Genomic DNA, 16,003 nt, shown 5'->3' on the forward strand with positions numbered 1-16,003 from the left:
TCCAGTGTAGGATGCGCGCCCCTGCCACCTGGCAGCCGGCCGCCAACCGTTCCTTCGTTCCACAGCCTTTGGAACCCGAAAAAGCTATGTCATCGCGTAAATTTGGACTCAACCTGGTAGTGGTTCTAGCAATCGCCGCCTTGTTCACCGGTTTCTGGGCGTTGGTCAATCGCCCGGTCACCGCCCCCAACTGGCCTGAACAGATCTCCGGCTTCTCGTACTCGCCGTTTCAACAAGGCCAGTACCCGCAGAAAGACCAGTATCCGACCGACGATGAAATGCGTCGCGACCTGGAGATCATGAGCAAGCTGACGGACAACATCCGGACCTACTCGGTCGACGGCACGCTGGAGGACATTCCCAAACTGGCGGAAGAGTTCGGCCTGCGGGTGACCCTGGGGATCTGGATCAGCCCGGACCAGGAACGCAACGAGCGCGAGATTCAGCGCGCCATCCAACTGGCCAACACCTCCCGCAGCGTGGTTCGCGTTGTGGTCGGTAACGAGGCGATCTTCCGCAAGGAAATCACCGCTGCCGAGTTGAGCGTGATCCTGGATCGTGTGCGCGCAGCCGTTAAGGTTCCGGTCACCACCTCCGAACAGTGGCACGTCTGGGAAGAACACCCGGAACTGGCCAAGCACGTCGACCTGATCGCAGCTCACGTCCTGCCCTACTGGGAGTTCATCCCTGTGGACAAGGCCGGCCAGTTCGTTCTCGACCGCGCCCGTGACCTGAAAAAGATGTTCCCGAAAAAACCGTTGCTGCTCTCCGAAGTCGGCTGGCCGAGCAACGGCCGCATGCGCGGTGGCGCCGATGCGTCGCCGGCAGACCAGGCGATTTACTTGCGCACACTGGTCAACAAGCTCAACCGTCAGGGTTTCAACTACTTCGTGATCGAAGCGTTTGACCAACCGTGGAAGGCCAGTGACGAAGGCTCGGTGGGCGCATACTGGGGCGTGTTCAACGCCGCGCGTCAGCAGAAATTCAACTTCGAAGGCCCGGTTGTCGCGATCCCGCAATGGCGCGTACTGGCTATCGGCTCGGTAGTGCTGGCGCTGCTGTCCCTGACCCTGCTGATGATCGACGGTTCGGCCCTGCGTCAACGCGGCCGTACCTTCCTGACCTTTATCGCGTTCCTCTGCGGTTCGGTGCTGGTGTGGATCGGTTACGACTACAGCCAGCAATACAGCACCTGGTTCAGTCTGACGGTGGGTTTCCTGCTTGCCCTCGGTGCGCTCGGAGTGTTCATCGTTCTGCTGACTGAAGCCCATGAGCTGGCCGAAGCAGTCTGGACCCACAAACGCCGGCGTGAATTCCTGCCAGTGGTGGGCGATTCGGACTACCGACCGAAAGTGTCGATTCACGTACCGTGCTACAACGAGCCGCCGGAGATGGTCAAACAGACCCTCAACGCCCTGGCCAACCTCGACTATCCGGACTTCGAAGTCCTGATCATCGACAACAACACCAAGGACCCGGCCGTCTGGGAACCGGTGCGTGATTATTGCGAAACCCTCGGCCCGCGCTTCAAGTTCTTCCACGTCGCGCCATTGGCCGGTTTCAAGGGCGGCGCACTGAATTACCTGATTCCGCACACCGCCAAGGACGCCGAAGTGATTGCGGTGATCGACTCGGACTACTGCGTGCACCCGAATTGGCTCAAGCACATGGTGCCGCACTTCGCCGACCCGAAAATCGCCGTGGTGCAATCGCCACAGGATTACCGCGACCAGAACGAAAGCACCTTCAAGAAGCTCTGCTACGCCGAATACAAAGGCTTCTTCCATATCGGCATGGTCACCCGCAACGACCGCGACGCGATCATCCAGCACGGCACCATGACCATGACCCGTCGCTCGGTGCTCGAGGAACTGGGCTGGGCCGACTGGTGTATCTGTGAAGACGCCGAGCTGGGTCTGCGTGTATTCGAAAAAGGTCTGTCGGCAGCGTATTACCACGACAGCTACGGCAAAGGCCTGATGCCCGATACCTTTATCGACTTCAAGAAACAGCGTTTCCGCTGGGCCTATGGCGCGATCCAGATCATCAAGCGTCACACCGCCAGCCTGCTGCGCGGCAAGGACACCGAGCTGACCCGTGGCCAGCGTTACCACTTCCTCGCGGGCTGGTTGCCGTGGGTGGCGGACGGCATGAACATCTTCTTCACCATCGGCGCACTGTTGTGGTCGGCGGCGATGATCATCGTGCCGCAACGGGTCGATCCACCGCTGCTGATTTTCGCGATCCCGCCATTGGCGCTGTTCGTGTTCAAGGTGGGCAAGATCATCTTCCTGTACCGCCGTGCGGTCGGGGTCAACCTGAAAGACGCCTTCTGCGCCGCGTTGGCCGGGCTGGCGTTGTCGCACACCATCGCCAAAGCGGTGCTGTACGGTTTCTTCACCAGCAGCATTCCGTTCTTCCGCACACCGAAAAATGCCGATAACCACGGCTTCTGGATGGCGATTTCGGAGGCTCGCGAAGAGCTGTTCATCATGCTGCTGCTGTGGGGCGCGGCGCTGGGGATCTTCCTGGTGCAGGGTATACCAAGCAACGACATGCGCTTCTGGGTGACCATGTTGCTGGTGCAGTCGCTGCCGTACCTGGCGGCGCTGATCATGGCGTTCCTGTCGTCGCTGCCTAAACCTTCGGTAGAAGCTGCGCCGGTACCGGCGTAATCCGTTATTAGATAACGTCAAACGGCGGCCTTCGGGCCGCCGTTTTGCTTTAGAATGATCGCCTTTTTCAATGCCAACAAACTCGGTAGGAGCTGCTTCGGCAGCCCCTACATGTTTACCGTGCGCACCTCGGAGTTCTTACATGACGGCCCACGCCGACCTTTCGCCGACCCTTCAACTCGCCATCGACCTGATCCGTCGTCCATCCGTGACGCCGGTCGACGCCGATTGCCAGAAGCAGATGATGCAGCGCCTGGGCGATGCTGGTTTTATGCTGGAGCCGATGCGCATCGAAGATGTGGATAACTTCTGGGCGACCCACGGCAAACATGACGGTCCGGTGCTGTGCTTCGCCGGTCACACCGACGTGGTGCCGACCGGTCCGGTGGCGGCCTGGCAGATCGATCCGTTCAACGCGGTGATCGACGAGCACGGCATGCTCTGCGGTCGTGGTGCGGCAGACATGAAAGGCAGCCTTGCGTCCATGACCGTGGCAGCCGAGCGTTTCGTCGCCGACTATCCGGATCACAAGGGCAAGGTCGCGTTCCTGATCACCAGTGACGAAGAAGGCCCGGCGCACCATGGCACCAAGGCTGTGGTCGAGCGCCTTGCCGCCCGCAAGGAGCGTCTGGACTGGTGCATCGTCGGCGAGCCGTCGAGCACGACCCTGGTGGGTGACGTGGTCAAGAATGGCCGTCGTGGTTCCCTCGGCGCCAAATTGACCGTGCGCGGTGTGCAGGGCCACGTGGCGTATCCGCACCTGGCAAAGAACCCGATCCACCTCGCCGCCCCGGCGCTGGCCGAACTTGCCGCCGAGCACTGGGACCATGGCAACGATTTCTTCCCGCCGACCAGTTTCCAGATCTCCAACGTCAATTCCGGCACCGGTGCGACCAACGTGATTCCGGGTGATCTGGTGGCGGTGTTCAACTTCCGCTTCTCCACCGAGTCCACTGTCGAAGGCCTGCAAAAGCGCGTCGCCGACATTCTCGACAAGCATGGCCTGGACTGGCACATCGACTGGGCGCTGTCCGGCCTGCCGTTCCTCACCGAGCCGGGCGCGCTGCTCGACGCGGTGTCGGCGAGCATCAAGGACATCACCGGTCGTGACACCAAAGCCTCCACCAGCGGCGGCACTTCAGATGGGCGCTTCATCGCGACCATGGGCACCCAAGTGGTTGAACTGGGCCCGGTCAACGCGACGATCCACCAGGTCAACGAGCGTGTACTGGCGGCCGACCTCGACGTGCTGACCGAAATCTACTACCAGACCCTGATCAAGTTGCTCGCCTGATGCTCGCCTGTCCGATCTGCAGCGAACCGCTGAACGCGGTGGACAACGGCGTGGCCTGTCCCGCCGGGCATCGTTTCGACCGCGCACGGCAGGGTTACCTGAACCTGCTGCCGGTACAGCACAAGAACAGCCGTGACCCCGGGGATAACCAGGCGATGGTCGAAGCCCGTCGCGACTTTCTGAACGCCGGCCATTACGCGCCGGTGGCCAAGCGTCTGGCGGAACTGGCGGCCGGTTATGCACCCCAGCGCTGGCTGGACATAGGCTGTGGCGAGGGTTATTACACCGCGCAAATCGCCGAAGCCTTGCCCAACGCCGATGGCTACGCCCTGGACATTTCCCGGGAAGCGGTCAAACGCGCCTGCAAACGCAACCCCGCGCTGACCTGGTTGATCGCCAGTATGGCCCGGGTGCCATTGGCCTCGGGCAGTTGCCAGTTTCTGGCCAGCGTGTTCAGCCCGCTGGACTGGGAAGAAGCCAAGCGTCTGCTCAGCCCCGGTGGCGGCTTGATGAAAGTCGGGCCGACCAGCGGCCATCTGATGGAATTGCGCGAGCGGCTGTACGACGAAGTGCGCGAGTACACCGACGACAAGCACCTGGCGTTGGTGCCGGAAGGCATGGCGTTGCAACACAGCGAAACCCTGGAGTTCAAACTGACGCTGGTCAATGGTCAGGATCGCGCGAACCTCTTGGCGATGACACCTCACGGCTGGCGCGCCAGTGCCGAACGCCGGACAGCAGTCATTGAACAAGTGGAACCGTTCGAGGTCACCGTTTCGATGCGCTACGATTATTTCGTTCTGCAGTAGTAGTTAGAGAACAACTTTAATTTTTGGTCTTGAGTAAAGGCTCAAGGCCGGCTAAATCCGCGAATGGATTTTTCAGACCCGCAGTGAGGACATCCATGCGCCAACCGGACATCGAGATTTACCTGAAAGACGCCGACGTCGATCACAAAGCCATCGCGGCCTGGCTCGGCGCGGCTCTAGGCCCGTGCACTGACTGGGTTCAGAAAGGCCAGACCTACAAGTGCAAGGCTGGTAGCGTGCCAGTGACCTGGCTGCCCAAAGCCGTCGGAAAATGGAACAGCCTGTACCTGGAAAGCGACCAGACCCCATGGGAAGACGACATCGCTTGCGCCCGCGCCGCATTTGCCGCACTGAACGTCGAAGTGCGTTGCGCGCCGGGTAGCTGGGTCGAGGAAGAAGGTGAGGAAACGGCAGATCGCTGGATTCGCATCAGCGTCGATGGCGAAGAAGAGATCACCTGGAAAACCGCGTAAAACGAAAAAGATCGCAGCCTTCGGCAGCTCTCCTACAGAGTTTTGTGTACCCCTGTAGGAGCTGCCGAAGGCTGCGATCTTTTGATCTTAAGGTTTACAGACCTACAACATCCTCAGCCTGCAACCCCTTCTGCCCTTCCACCACCGCATATTCAACCTGCTGACCTTCAGTCAGCGAGCGATGCCCCTCACCACGGATCGCGCGGTAGTGCACGAACACGTCCACCCCGTCCTGGCGCTGAATGAAGCCATAACCCTTGGCGTCATTGAACCACTTCACGTTGCCGGTTTCGCGTGTTGCCATCTGTTCATACTCCTTTTTTATTATTGATCGGGCTTTTCGCGGGAAAGCCTCGGGAACATCGCTTGCACTGATAGCTGCCATTGTCTGGCCAGTGCGGGCTCGCCGAGTATATGACAGACGCAAAAACTCTCAATAGGAGTTTACTTCGCCGCTTTTTTGCCGATTTTCCGCGAATCCGGCACACTATCGACCGCCCGAGCAAACGCTCGGTTTTATTCACTCACGCAGAAGCCGTATGACCCGTTCCCCGTTCCGCCGTCTTGTGTTTGGCACCCTGCGCCGACTGCTGTACCTCTGGGTTCGCTCAGAGACGATCAACCAGTCGTCGTTCACCCTTAACCTCGACCGCAGCCGGCCGGTGTTCTACGTCCTGCAAAATCCTTCGTTGACCGACCTTGCCGTGGTCGATACCGAATGCAGCAAGGCCGGCCTGCCCCGTCCGGTATTGCCGGTATCAGTGGGTGCGCTGGTGGAGCCCGCCGCGTTCTTTTACCTGACACCGGATCCCGACTGGCTCGGCCGTCAGGACAAACGCGGTGCGCCGCCAACCCTGACCCGTCTGGTCAGCGCCCTGAGCCAGAACGCCGCCGAAGACGCGCAGATCATCCCGGTCAGCGTGTTCTGGGGCCAGTCGCCAGACAGCGAGTCGAGCCCATGGAAGCTGCTGTTCGCCGACAGCTGGGCGGTCACCGGACGGTTGCGCCGGTTGCTGAGCATCATCGTACTGGGGCGCAAGACCCGGGTGCAGTTCTCGGCACCGATCCATCTGCGCGAACTGATCGAACACAACAAGGGCCACGAGCGCACGGTGCGCATGGCCCAGCGGATTCTGCGGGTGCACTTCCGCAATCTGAAAGCCGCGGTGATCGGCCCGGACATTTCCCACCGGCGCAACCTGGTCAAAGGCCTGCTCAACCAGCCGCTGGTCAAGCAAGCGATCCTCGACGAAGCCGAGCGCGAAAACATCTCCCCGGAAAAAGCCAAGGCCCAGGCCTTGCGCTACGGAAACGAAATCGCCTCCGACTACACCTACACCGCGATCCGCTTCATGGAAGTGGTGCTGAGCTGGTTCTGGAACAAGATCTACGACGGGATCAAGGTCAACAACATCGAAGGCGTGCAAAAGGTCGCCCCGGGTTACGAAGTGATCTACGTCCCCTGCCACCGTAGCCACATCGACTACCTGCTGCTGTCCTATCTGCTGTTCCGCAACGGCCTGACCCCGCCGCACATCGCCGCCGGGATCAACCTCAACATGCCGGGGATCGGCGGTCTGTTGCGTCGCGGCGGTGCGTTCTTCATGCGCCGCACGTTCAAGGGCAATCCGCTCTATACCTCGGTGTTCAACGAATACCTGCACACTCTGTTCACTAAAGGCTTCCCAGTCGAATACTTCGTCGAAGGCGGCCGTTCGCGCACCGGGCGCATGCTGCAACCGAAAACCGGGATGCTCGCGATCACGCTGCGCAGCTTCCTGCGTTCGTCGCGCATGCCGATCGTGTTCGTGCCGGTGTACATCGGTTACGAGCGCGTGCTGGAAGGCCGTACCTACCTCGGCGAATTGCGTGGCGCGAGCAAGAAGAAAGAATCGATCTTCGACATCTTCAAAGTCATCGGCGCGCTCAAACAGCGTTTCGGTCAGGTCGCGGTGAACTTCGGTGAGCCGATCAAACTGGCGGAGTTCCTCGACAGCGAACAGCCAGACTGGCGCCAACAGGCACACGGCCCGCAATTCAAACCGGCCTGGCTCAACGAGACCACCAACCGCCTCGGCGAGAAAGTCGCACAGCATCTGAACGAAGCGGCGGCGATCAACCCGGTGAATCTGGTAGCCCTGGCGTTGCTGTCCACCAGCCGCCTGGCCCTGGACGATCGCGCCATGGCGCGGGTGCTCGATTTGTATCTGGCGCTGTTGCGCAAGGTTCCCTACTCGCCGCACACCACCCTGCCGGACGGTGACGGCCGCGCGCTGATCGAGCATGTGAAAGACATGGACCTGCTGTCTGAGCAGAACGATGCGCTGGGCAAAATTCTGTACCTGGACGAACAGAACGCCGTCCTGATGACCTACTATCGCAACAACGTGCTGCATATCTTCGCGTTGCCGTCGCTGCTGGCGAGTTTCTTCCAGAGCGCGTCGCGCATGAGCCGCGAGCAGATCCTGCGCTACACCCGTGCGCTGTACCCGTACTTGCAATCGGAGCTGTTCATTCGCTGGACACTGGACGAACTCGATGGCGTGATCGATCAGTGGCTCGAAGCCTTCGTCGAGCAAGGCCTGCTGCGTTTCGAGAAGGACGTGTACCTGCGTCCGGCGCCAAGTTCGCGACATTTCGTGTTGTTGACGCTGCTGTCGAAAAGCATTGCCCAGACCTTGCAACGCTTCTACATGACCGTTTCCCTGCTGCTCAACAGCGGCCAGAACAGCATCAGCGCCGAAGAACTGGAAGACCTGTGCACCGTTATGGCCCAGCGCCTGTCGATCCTCCACGGCCTGAATGCCCCGGAGTTTTTCGACAAGAGCCTGTTCCGGCACTTCATCCAGACGATGCTGAATCTCGACGTGCTGCGCCGCGACGAAGCCGGCAAACTGAGCTATCACGAACTGCTAGGTGAACTGGCCGAAGGCGCCGCCAAACGGGTGCTGCCAGCGGAGATTCGCTTGTCGATCCGTCAGGTGGCACTGCATCGCAGTGAAGATGCGGCAGAAACCGATGTGATCACCCCTTAAAGGTAATAAACGGAAAGAACAAGGATGCTCTTTCCGCTTTACACACATCAAGACCGCCATACGCCCCAGAAAACTTTCGCCAAACAAATACCCATATACAACTCCGTACCGTCAAACACTAAACAACGGCGTTAGCCTTAATGACACGCAGCAACACCTCAACAAGGAAGTTAAAATGACCAAGAAAATAGAAATCCAATACGATCTAAAATATGTACCCTATAAAATCGAAAAGCATTTCGCTCTGGAGGAATATCTCTACGAAGTTGCCAGCGACTCGGAAGAAAACCTTATCAGCACATCCTTTGAAGAGAGCCTCGAAGAGGGTGTATCCGGCAGCGGCCTTGAACTAAATCAAGACCCCAAAGATGCGCAAAAAACTTATCGCGTCGTTATGAACATTTGGCAACCTGGCCACAACCAACCAGACGATGGAAGGTATCTGAATCGCACAGATGATCCTGACGCAACCCTAATGGTAAAAGCCGATCATTACTTTACCGTCGACCTGCAAAATAGTGACACGCATCGTGAAGTTGTCTTTCCAGTAGCGTTTTTCATCGTGTAATCACTGGACAGCGAGCAAACACAACCGAGAATCCAGCGTAAAATTCCGTTAAATTGGTTTTGGCACCAGCATCTTCTGGTGCCTTCGCTACGGAGTTCGACAATGAAGAGACTGTCCATTCTCGCCGTCGCAGCGCTGCTGGGCGCCTGCCAGTCACCGCAGCCGACCGCCAACGCCAGCCTCGACGGAGAAGTGTTCTATCTGCAACGCCTCGCTCTGCCACCGAGCGCGACCTTGGGCGTCAGCTTGCAAGATGTGTCTCTGGCCGACGCACCGGCGGTAGTGCTCGACGAACAGAAAGGCCCGGTCAAAAGCCAGGTGCCGCTGCCGTTTCATCTGAGTTTCGATCCGGCCCAGATCAAACCCGGCCATCGCTATTCCGTCAGCGCGCGCATAGAAATAAATGGCAAACTGATGTTCATCACCACTGAACATCACGCCGTGCAACTTGATGGCAGCGATCCGCAGCCCCTGAAAATCCGTGTGGACGCGGTCCGTTAATTCACTTTTCTGAACCTTCTTTTCTGAACCTTTTTTTCTGAACAAGGAAGCCACCATGCTCCGCCCTACCCTTCGCTTCGCCGGCCTGTGCGCAGGCTTGATGATTTGCGCCAACGCCCTGGCACTGTCACTCAGTGACCTGTCGCAACAAGACGCCACCGGCGGGCTCAAGGACGCCCTGACCCAAGGCGCGCAGCTGGCCGTTAAACAACTGGGCACACCCGGCGGCTTCAGCAACAACCCGGACGTGAAAATCGAACTGCCGGGGAAACTGGGCAAGGTCGCCAAGAAAATGAAACAGTTCGGCATGGGCGATCAGGTCGATCAACTGGAAACCAGCATGAACAAGGCAGCTGAAGCGGCGGTAACGCAGGCTCAGCCGATTCTGGTGGATGCGGTGAAGAAGATGACCGTGGAAGATGCCAAGGGGATTCTCAGCGGCGGCCAGGATTCGGCCACTCAGTACCTTAGCAAAACCAGCCGCGAACAGATCCGCACCAAGTTCTTGCCGATCGTCAAGCAAGCCACCGACCAAGTGGGCTTGGCTCAGCAATACAACGCGTTCGCCGGGCAAGCCGCGACGCTGGGTGTACTGGATGCGAAAAACGCCAACATCGAAAGCTACGTCACCGAGCAGGCGTTGAACGGGTTGTTCGAGATGATTGGCAAACAGGAAGAAACCATTCGCAAGAACCCTGCGGCAGCGGCGACCAGTTTGGCAAAGAAAGTCTTCGGCACGCTGTAATTTTTCAAACGCAACTCATTACACAAAGCCCGCTGATCTGCACAGGTTCAGCGGGCTTTTTAGTTTGCTATGCTGCGGCACCAGAAGATCCAGCCCCCTCAAAACTCTCGACTTGCGGCGACTATTTTATATCCAAAAAAACAGTAACCACAGAAAAAACAGTCTAAAAAACTGTCAACTCTGACAGTTCATTTCTCTCCGCCTACTGGGCATGCTGATTGCGAGTGACATTCATCCCGACACTATCCCTCTCTACAACTAAAAGGTTTGGAAATGACTCCGTCCACCATTACCAGCGCAACAACTGGCACTTTTACCGCAACTATCGATGGCAGCGACTTCATTGCGGCCCGCGTCAATATCTATTCAGATGCAGATGACATTCATCATTTCAGTGGCTCGATGGGTAGCGAGTTACCTAATGATGATTTCCAGTCCATTTACATAACCACTAAAAAGGATGTGGAAAACGGATCACATACTTATCCCAAGGGGATTGATACCCTGGTCTGTATCACCAAAAAAGGCCAAATTACCGACAAGGCGAAAATCTCTGAGGGCACCTGCACCGTGGATTTCGATAAGGCCACTCAGCACTTCAAAATGTCTTTTGATGTAAAGGCCGACTACCCTCCTAACCTTCGATTGCACATTGAAGGGAGTTTTGACCTCACTTCGAGTTAGCGATCAGACGTGTGCAACAGGTAAATCGTTGGCATAGCATCCGGGTTTCATAGAAGAATCCTTTGCCGAGCCAACGATTTCACCTGAGACTCAGCCCCTCGTCACAATTTGTCTCATCTTCAGTTATGCTCGCCGTTCGTCGTGAACGCCGGAGCCGCTGATCTTATGTCCCCCACTCGCCTGTTTGTCCCCCTCGCCCTTGCTCTGCTGAGTGCTTGCGCCTCGCAACCGAAACAGAACCTGACCGTGGAAAAACAAAGCGAATGCCCGGCGAAACTGCACAACGGGCAAACCCTGATCCTGACGCTGCCAAGCAACCCGACCACGGGTTACCGCTGGGCGATCCAGGATTCGGCCGGTGGTGTGTTGCGCGCGCTCAGCCCCGAGGTTTACAGCAACCCGGAAGACGCCGGGATCGTCGGCAGTGCTGGCGTCTCGACCTGGCGTTTCCAGGCCTTCGCCACCGGTACTGGCCGCCTGCGGCTGACTTACTCACAACCGTGGGCACCGGAAGTACCGGCGGTGCAAACCTTCGACTGCGCCATCGCGGTTAACTGATCGTGGGCTGGCTGATTCTGGCGCTGATGGGCGCGGTGACCTTTGTGTATGGCCTGAGCGTGCATGCCGCGCTGCTCTGCCTGCTGGTCAAACCGATGCCTGTGCTGGCCCTGCTCGGCTGGTTGCACGATGCACCGCCCAGCGAGTATCGGCGCTGGATCAGCCTGGGTTTGATTTTCTCCTTGGTCGGCGACGTGTTGCTGGCATGGCCGCAAGACTTGTTCGTGTTTGGACTTGGAGCGTTTTTGCTCGCGCATCTGGCGTATCTGAAGGCCTATTTGAGCGATTGCCGGCGTCTGGCTGTGTTGCCGCTGATTCTCGCCTTCGGCGTGGGTGCCATGCTGCTGGGGATTCTGATTTCCAATGGCTTGGGGCCGCTGCTGGTCCCGGTGATCGTCTACGGTCTGGCCATCAGCGCCATGCTCTGGCGCGCCCTGGCCCGAGTCGGCACCGACGTGCCTAAACGCTCGGCGCTGTTGGCGGCGGCGGGCGCGGTGGCGTTTGTTTTTTCTGACAGTGTGATTGGCATTAACCGGTTTGTGATGCCATTTCATGCCGCGCCTTACGTGATCATTCTGAGTTACTGGTTGGGGCAATGGGGGATTGCGGCGTCGGCGTTCACCCAGCGGCAACGCTAACCCCCGTTGGGCTGCGCAGCAGCCCCAAACCCAGCCGCCGCATCCTTTCAAATTAATTGCATCTACCCGCTTTACGACGGCTACGCCGCCGAACGGGGCGATGCGGCGTTCCGACAAGCCCCCTCGCCACAAAAGCCCCTTCGCCCTTCAAATTGCATCAACCAGCCGGTTTATCAGCAAACCCGCGCATCCCCGCGCCAAGTTGGCTAAAATGCCGGCCTTTTCCACCTACACCGCTGGAACCGCCGTGAGCAAAGAATCCGATCGCCTTTTCGCCCAGCCTTTGGCCCAGGTGCCTGACTTCGCCTTTAACGAGGACGTGGTGCGGGTGTTCCCGGACATGATCAAGCGCTCGGTGCCGGGTTATCCGACCATCGTGGAAAACCTCGGCGTGCTCGCCGCGCAATTCGCTCAGCCAAACAGCGTGCTCTACGATTTGGGTTCGTCGCTGGGCGCCGTGACCCAGGCCTTGCGCCGTCACGTGCGCACCGACGGCTGCCGCGTCATTGCTGTGGATAACTCCGCGGCCATGGTCGAGCGTTGCCGCGAATACCTCAACGGCCAGGACTCGATGTTCCAGGAGTTGCTGCCGGTGGAAGTGATCGAAGGCGACATCCTTGCCCTGGAATTCCAGCCAGCCTCGGTGGTGGCGCTGAACTTCACCCTGCAATTCATCGCCCCGGACCAGCGCACCGCGCTGCTCGCGCGTATTCGCCAATCGTTGCTGCCCGGTGGCGCGCTGATTCTTTCGGAGAAGCTGCGCTTCAATGACCCCGAAGAACACGCGCTGCTCACCGATCTGCACGTGGCCTTCAAACGCGCCAACGGCTACAGCGAACTGGAAATCGCCCAGAAGCGTAGCGCCATCGAAAATGTCATGAAGCCCGACAGCCTTGAAGAACATCGCGAACGCCTGTTGGCCGCCGGGTTCTCGAAAGTCGTGCCGTGGTTCCAGTGTCTTAACTTTGCCTCGTTGATTGCCTTGCCATGATTGATTTGTCCCCCCTCGCCCGCCGTCTGGCCGGTACGCCGCTGGCCGAATGGGCCAACACCCTGCAAGTGCAACTCGACAAGAAAATGGAGAAAGGTCACGGCGACCTGGAACGCTGGCAGAGCGCACTGGATGCGTTGCCGAAGATCCAGCCGAGCGAAGTCGACTTGTTGAACGGCCTTAAGCTGGACACCGATTGCAACGACGAAACCCGTGCGCAAATGCGCACCGCGCTGATGGGCTTGTCACCTTGGCGTAAAGGGCCGTTTGACCTGTTCGGCGTGCATGTCGACACCGAATGGCGCTCGGACTGGAAATGGTCCCGAGTGGCTCCGCATCTGGACCTGAAGGGCAAACGCATCCTCGATGTCGGCTGCGGCAACGGCTATTACATGTGGCGCATGCTCGGTGCCGGGGCCGACAGCGTGATCGGTGTCGACCCCAACTGGCTGTTCTTCTGCCAGTTCCAGGCAGTGCAGCGTTACCTGTCCGAACCCAATGCCTGGCACCTGCCCTTCCCTTTCGAAGACCTGCCGCCGAATCTGGAAGGGTTCGACACGGTGTTTTCCATGGGTGTGTTTTACCACCGCCGTTCGCCGATCGAGCATTTGCTGGCGCTGAAGGATTGTCTGGTCAAGGGTGGTGAACTGGTGCTGGAAACGCTGGTGATCGAAGGCGATCAACAGCAGGTATTGGTGCCGGAAGACCGTTACGCACAGATGCGCAATGTCTGGTTCCTGCCGTCGGTGCCGGCGCTGGAACTGTGGCTGCGTCGCGCCGGGTTCAGCGATGTGCGTTGCGTGGATGTGAGCATGACCACGGTTGAGGAACAACGCGGGACGGAGTGGATGAAGTATCAGTCGTTGAGCGACTTCCTTGACCCGGATGATCACAGCAAAACGATCGAAGGGCTGCCGGCGCCGATGCGTGCGGTGATTGTTGCCCGCAAATAAAACCCTATAGCCCAGGCATCGAAAAACCTGTGGGAGCGGGCAAGCCCGCTCCCACAGGATCAGTGTTTAGTCTGAAGGTTTTGCTCTTCGGGCCTTGAAGAACTCGCTCAACACTGCCCCGCACTCCTCGGCCAACACCCCGCCTTCGTACAGCACCCGGTGATTCAAAAAGCCCTGGGTAAAAAACTGCCCCTGGCTCTGCACAATTCCGGCCTTGGGCTCCAGCGCGCCATACACCACCCGTGCAATCCGCGAATGCACGATCAGCCCGGCGCACATGCTGCACGGCTCCAGCGTCACGTATAGCGTACTGCCCGGCAGGCGATAGTTGCTGGCGGCCTGGGCGGCGGCGCGGATCGCGACCATTTCCGCGTGGGCGCTGGGGTCGTTGCCACTGATCGGGCAATTGAAACCGCGCCCGATGATTTCACCGTCCTGCACCAGCACCGCGCCCACCGGCACTTCACCCAGCGCCGCACCTTGGGCGGCAAGGGCCAGGGCTTCGCGCATGAAGTCACGATCACGGCTACGGTCGATAATCGCTGCGGGGCGTATCTGCCGCATCACGCCACCTCGATGGCGGCCATCAGGCCGGTTTCCATGTGGTCGATCACATGGCAGTGGAACATCCAGACGCCCGGGTTATCCGCCACCAGCGCCACCTGCGCGCGCTCGTTCTTGCCCAACAGGTAAGTATCGGTGAAGTACGGGATAACCCTGTGCCGGTTCGAGGCAATGACTTTGAAGCTCATGCCATGCAAATGGATCGGGTGCTGATACTGAGTCATGTTCTTCAATTCGAAAATATAGCTTTTGCCCTTTTCGAGCTTGGCAATCGGTCGGTCGGCACAGGTCTTGTCGGTGATGTCCCAAGCCTTGCCGTTGATCTGCCACAGGCTGGGCGGCTTGCCATTGTCGACGTTAACCGACACCGAGCCCACCCATTCAAAATTGAAGTTGAGTTTCTCGGCATTGGCCAGGTCTGGCTCGGCCACCGGGTTGGCGGGCAGTGCCGGCGGCCACTCGGTTGGCGCGTCGGTATTGGCCACTGAGCGCAAGGTGCCCAGGCGTACCGGACCGTTGCGCAGGGACAGTTCTTCGCCGGCCGGCGGAGCCTTGATTGCCAGGCAAATGCGCATGCCCGGGCCGAGCCAGTATTCCTTGCCCAGTGGGCGCGGTTCGATGGGATTACCATCCAGCGCATAGATCTGCGCTTCGACGCCGGGGATGTTGAGGCGATAAGTCAGGGTGTTGTCGAGGTTGAGCAGGCGTACGCGGGTGATCTGCCCGGCAGGCAAGTCGATCACCGCTTGCGAGATGCCATTGATGGTCGACAGGCGCCCGGCCGTACCGCCACGGGCCGCTTCACGAGGAATGCTGAACGGCACGAAAGCGCCTTCTTCATCGACATGCCAGCTCTTGAGGCTCAAGGTCTTTTCGTACTTGAAACCGGTGGGCTCGCGCTCTTCGATGATCAGCGGACCGACCAGCCCGCGACCGAGTTCTTCGCTGCTGTTCACGTGCGGGTGATACCAGTAGCTACCGGCGTCGGGCACGCGGAATTTGTAGTCGAAGTATTCGCCCGGCAGCACCGGCAATTGCGACACGTAGGGCACGCCGTCCATTTCCAGCGGCAGACGGATGCCGTGCCAGTGAATGGTGGTCGCCACTGGCAAGTGGTTGATGAAGCGCACCCGCAGCCATTCGCCCTGACGCACACGCAACTCAGTGCCCGGCGCCGAGGGGCCGAACGCCCAGGCCTCGGTCTTGTGCCCGGCTACCAGTTCGACGTCCAGCGGTGCGGCGATCAGCTCATAGTCATGGCCGGCCTCAGCGTCGGCCATCTTGCCCAGCCAGTAACGCGACGCGCCACCGGCCCCCACGCCAACCACCACAAGACCGGCCAGACCACCGAGTATTTGTCGACGGGTAAAGGACATGAACTCAACTACCTCACGTATCAGCCACAGGCGCGGTGCCTGCAAAAGGCGAATACGATACACCTGCGGATGAGAAACAGTAAGGGCAACGCGGCGGATGGGCGCAGTCAACGTAAGGCTGACAACGCATCTGTGGCGA

General features: G+C 59.1%; 16 protein-coding genes. 13 read left to right on the forward strand and 3 right to left on the reverse strand.

What is annotated here, in order from left to right:
* Window positions 1–86: 86 nt before the first annotated feature.
* From AC1RL4_RS23670 to AC1RL4_RS23685, 4 genes are all read left to right on the forward strand, one after another.
* The gene (locus AC1RL4_RS23670) at window positions 87–2,675 is read left to right on the forward strand and encodes a glycosyltransferase (RefSeq protein ID WP_230174321.1); all 2,589 of its coding nucleotides are present in this window, start codon (window positions 87–89) and stop codon (window positions 2,673–2,675) included.
* Window positions 2,676–2,817: 142 nt separating this feature from the next.
* Window positions 2,818–3,969: a succinyl-diaminopimelate desuccinylase gene (dapE, locus tag AC1RL4_RS23675; RefSeq protein WP_028939204.1), complete on the forward strand. Its 1,152-nt coding sequence runs from the start codon at window positions 2,818–2,820 to the stop codon at window positions 3,967–3,969.
* Complete coding sequence (locus AC1RL4_RS23680; protein WP_018927030.1) at window positions 3,969–4,778, forward strand: putative RNA methyltransferase; 810 nt, start codon at window positions 3,969–3,971, stop codon at window positions 4,776–4,778. Before dapE ends, AC1RL4_RS23680 begins: the two co-directional genes overlap by 1 nt.
* A 95-nt stretch (window positions 4,779–4,873) precedes the next feature.
* On the forward strand, window positions 4,874–5,251 hold the full coding sequence (locus tag AC1RL4_RS23685; RefSeq protein ID WP_018927031.1) for a hypothetical protein: 378 nt from the start codon (window positions 4,874–4,876) through the stop codon (window positions 5,249–5,251).
* A 94-nt stretch (window positions 5,252–5,345) separates the two neighbouring features.
* Here the strand turns inward: AC1RL4_RS23685 and AC1RL4_RS23690 are convergent, their stop codons facing one another.
* Complete coding sequence (locus AC1RL4_RS23690; RefSeq protein WP_007940478.1) at window positions 5,346–5,555, reverse strand: cold shock domain-containing protein; 210 nt, start codon at window positions 5,553–5,555, stop codon at window positions 5,346–5,348.
* Between the two features lie 235 nt (window positions 5,556–5,790).
* Between AC1RL4_RS23690 and plsB the strand changes: the two genes are divergently transcribed.
* From plsB to cmoB, 9 genes are all read left to right on the forward strand, one after another.
* Window positions 5,791–8,286 carry a glycerol-3-phosphate 1-O-acyltransferase PlsB gene (gene plsB / locus AC1RL4_RS23695; RefSeq protein ID WP_230174319.1) on the forward strand — a complete coding sequence of 832 codons (2,496 nt, stop codon included), beginning with the start codon at window positions 5,791–5,793 and terminating at the stop codon, window positions 8,284–8,286.
* A gap of 175 nt (window positions 8,287–8,461) precedes the next feature.
* On the forward strand, window positions 8,462–8,854 hold the full coding sequence (locus AC1RL4_RS23700; RefSeq protein WP_230174317.1) for a hypothetical protein: 393 nt from the start codon (window positions 8,462–8,464) through the stop codon (window positions 8,852–8,854).
* A 102-nt stretch (window positions 8,855–8,956) separates the two neighbouring features.
* A complete protein-coding gene (locus AC1RL4_RS23705; protein WP_018927034.1) occupies window positions 8,957–9,355 on the forward strand; it encodes a YbaY family lipoprotein in 399 nt (132 codons plus the stop codon).
* Between the two features lie 55 nt (window positions 9,356–9,410).
* Entirely contained in the window at window positions 9,411–10,100 is a 690-nt protein-coding gene (locus AC1RL4_RS23710; protein WP_007940472.1) for a DUF4197 domain-containing protein, read from the forward strand.
* 273 nt (window positions 10,101–10,373) lie between these two features.
* Window positions 10,374–10,784 carry a hypothetical protein gene (locus AC1RL4_RS23715; RefSeq protein ID WP_018927035.1) on the forward strand — a complete coding sequence of 137 codons (411 nt, stop codon included), beginning with the start codon at window positions 10,374–10,376 and terminating at the stop codon, window positions 10,782–10,784.
* Window positions 10,785–10,949: 165 nt separating this feature from the next.
* A complete protein-coding gene (locus AC1RL4_RS23720) occupies window positions 10,950–11,342 on the forward strand; it encodes a protease inhibitor I42 family protein (RefSeq protein WP_018927036.1) in 393 nt (130 codons plus the stop codon).
* A 2-nt stretch (window positions 11,343–11,344) separates the two neighbouring features.
* The gene (locus tag AC1RL4_RS23725) at window positions 11,345–11,980 is read left to right on the forward strand and encodes a lysoplasmalogenase (protein ID WP_019581035.1); all 636 of its coding nucleotides are present in this window, start codon (window positions 11,345–11,347) and stop codon (window positions 11,978–11,980) included.
* Between the two features lie 211 nt (window positions 11,981–12,191).
* Window positions 12,192–12,971: a carboxy-S-adenosyl-L-methionine synthase CmoA gene (gene cmoA / locus AC1RL4_RS23730; protein WP_018927038.1), complete on the forward strand. Its 780-nt coding sequence runs from the start codon at window positions 12,192–12,194 to the stop codon at window positions 12,969–12,971.
* Window positions 12,968–13,924: a tRNA 5-methoxyuridine(34)/uridine 5-oxyacetic acid(34) synthase CmoB gene (cmoB, locus tag AC1RL4_RS23735; RefSeq protein ID WP_096479592.1), complete on the forward strand. Its 957-nt coding sequence runs from the start codon at window positions 12,968–12,970 to the stop codon at window positions 13,922–13,924. The genes cmoA and cmoB overlap by 4 nt, the downstream gene beginning before the upstream one ends.
* Window positions 13,925–13,990: 66 nt before the next feature.
* Here the strand turns inward: cmoB and tadA are convergent, their stop codons facing one another.
* On the reverse strand, window positions 13,991–14,488 hold the full coding sequence (gene tadA / locus AC1RL4_RS23740; protein WP_019581038.1) for a tRNA adenosine(34) deaminase TadA: 498 nt from the start codon (window positions 14,486–14,488) through the stop codon (window positions 13,991–13,993).
* Entirely contained in the window at window positions 14,488–15,864 is a 1,377-nt protein-coding gene (locus AC1RL4_RS23745) for a multicopper oxidase family protein (protein ID WP_096479591.1), read from the reverse strand. The genes tadA and AC1RL4_RS23745 overlap by 1 nt, the downstream gene beginning before the upstream one ends.
* Between the last annotated feature and the right edge of the window lie 139 nt (window positions 15,865–16,003).

Source organism: Pseudomonas sp. GW822-FHT07A10 (assembly GCF_058798795.1).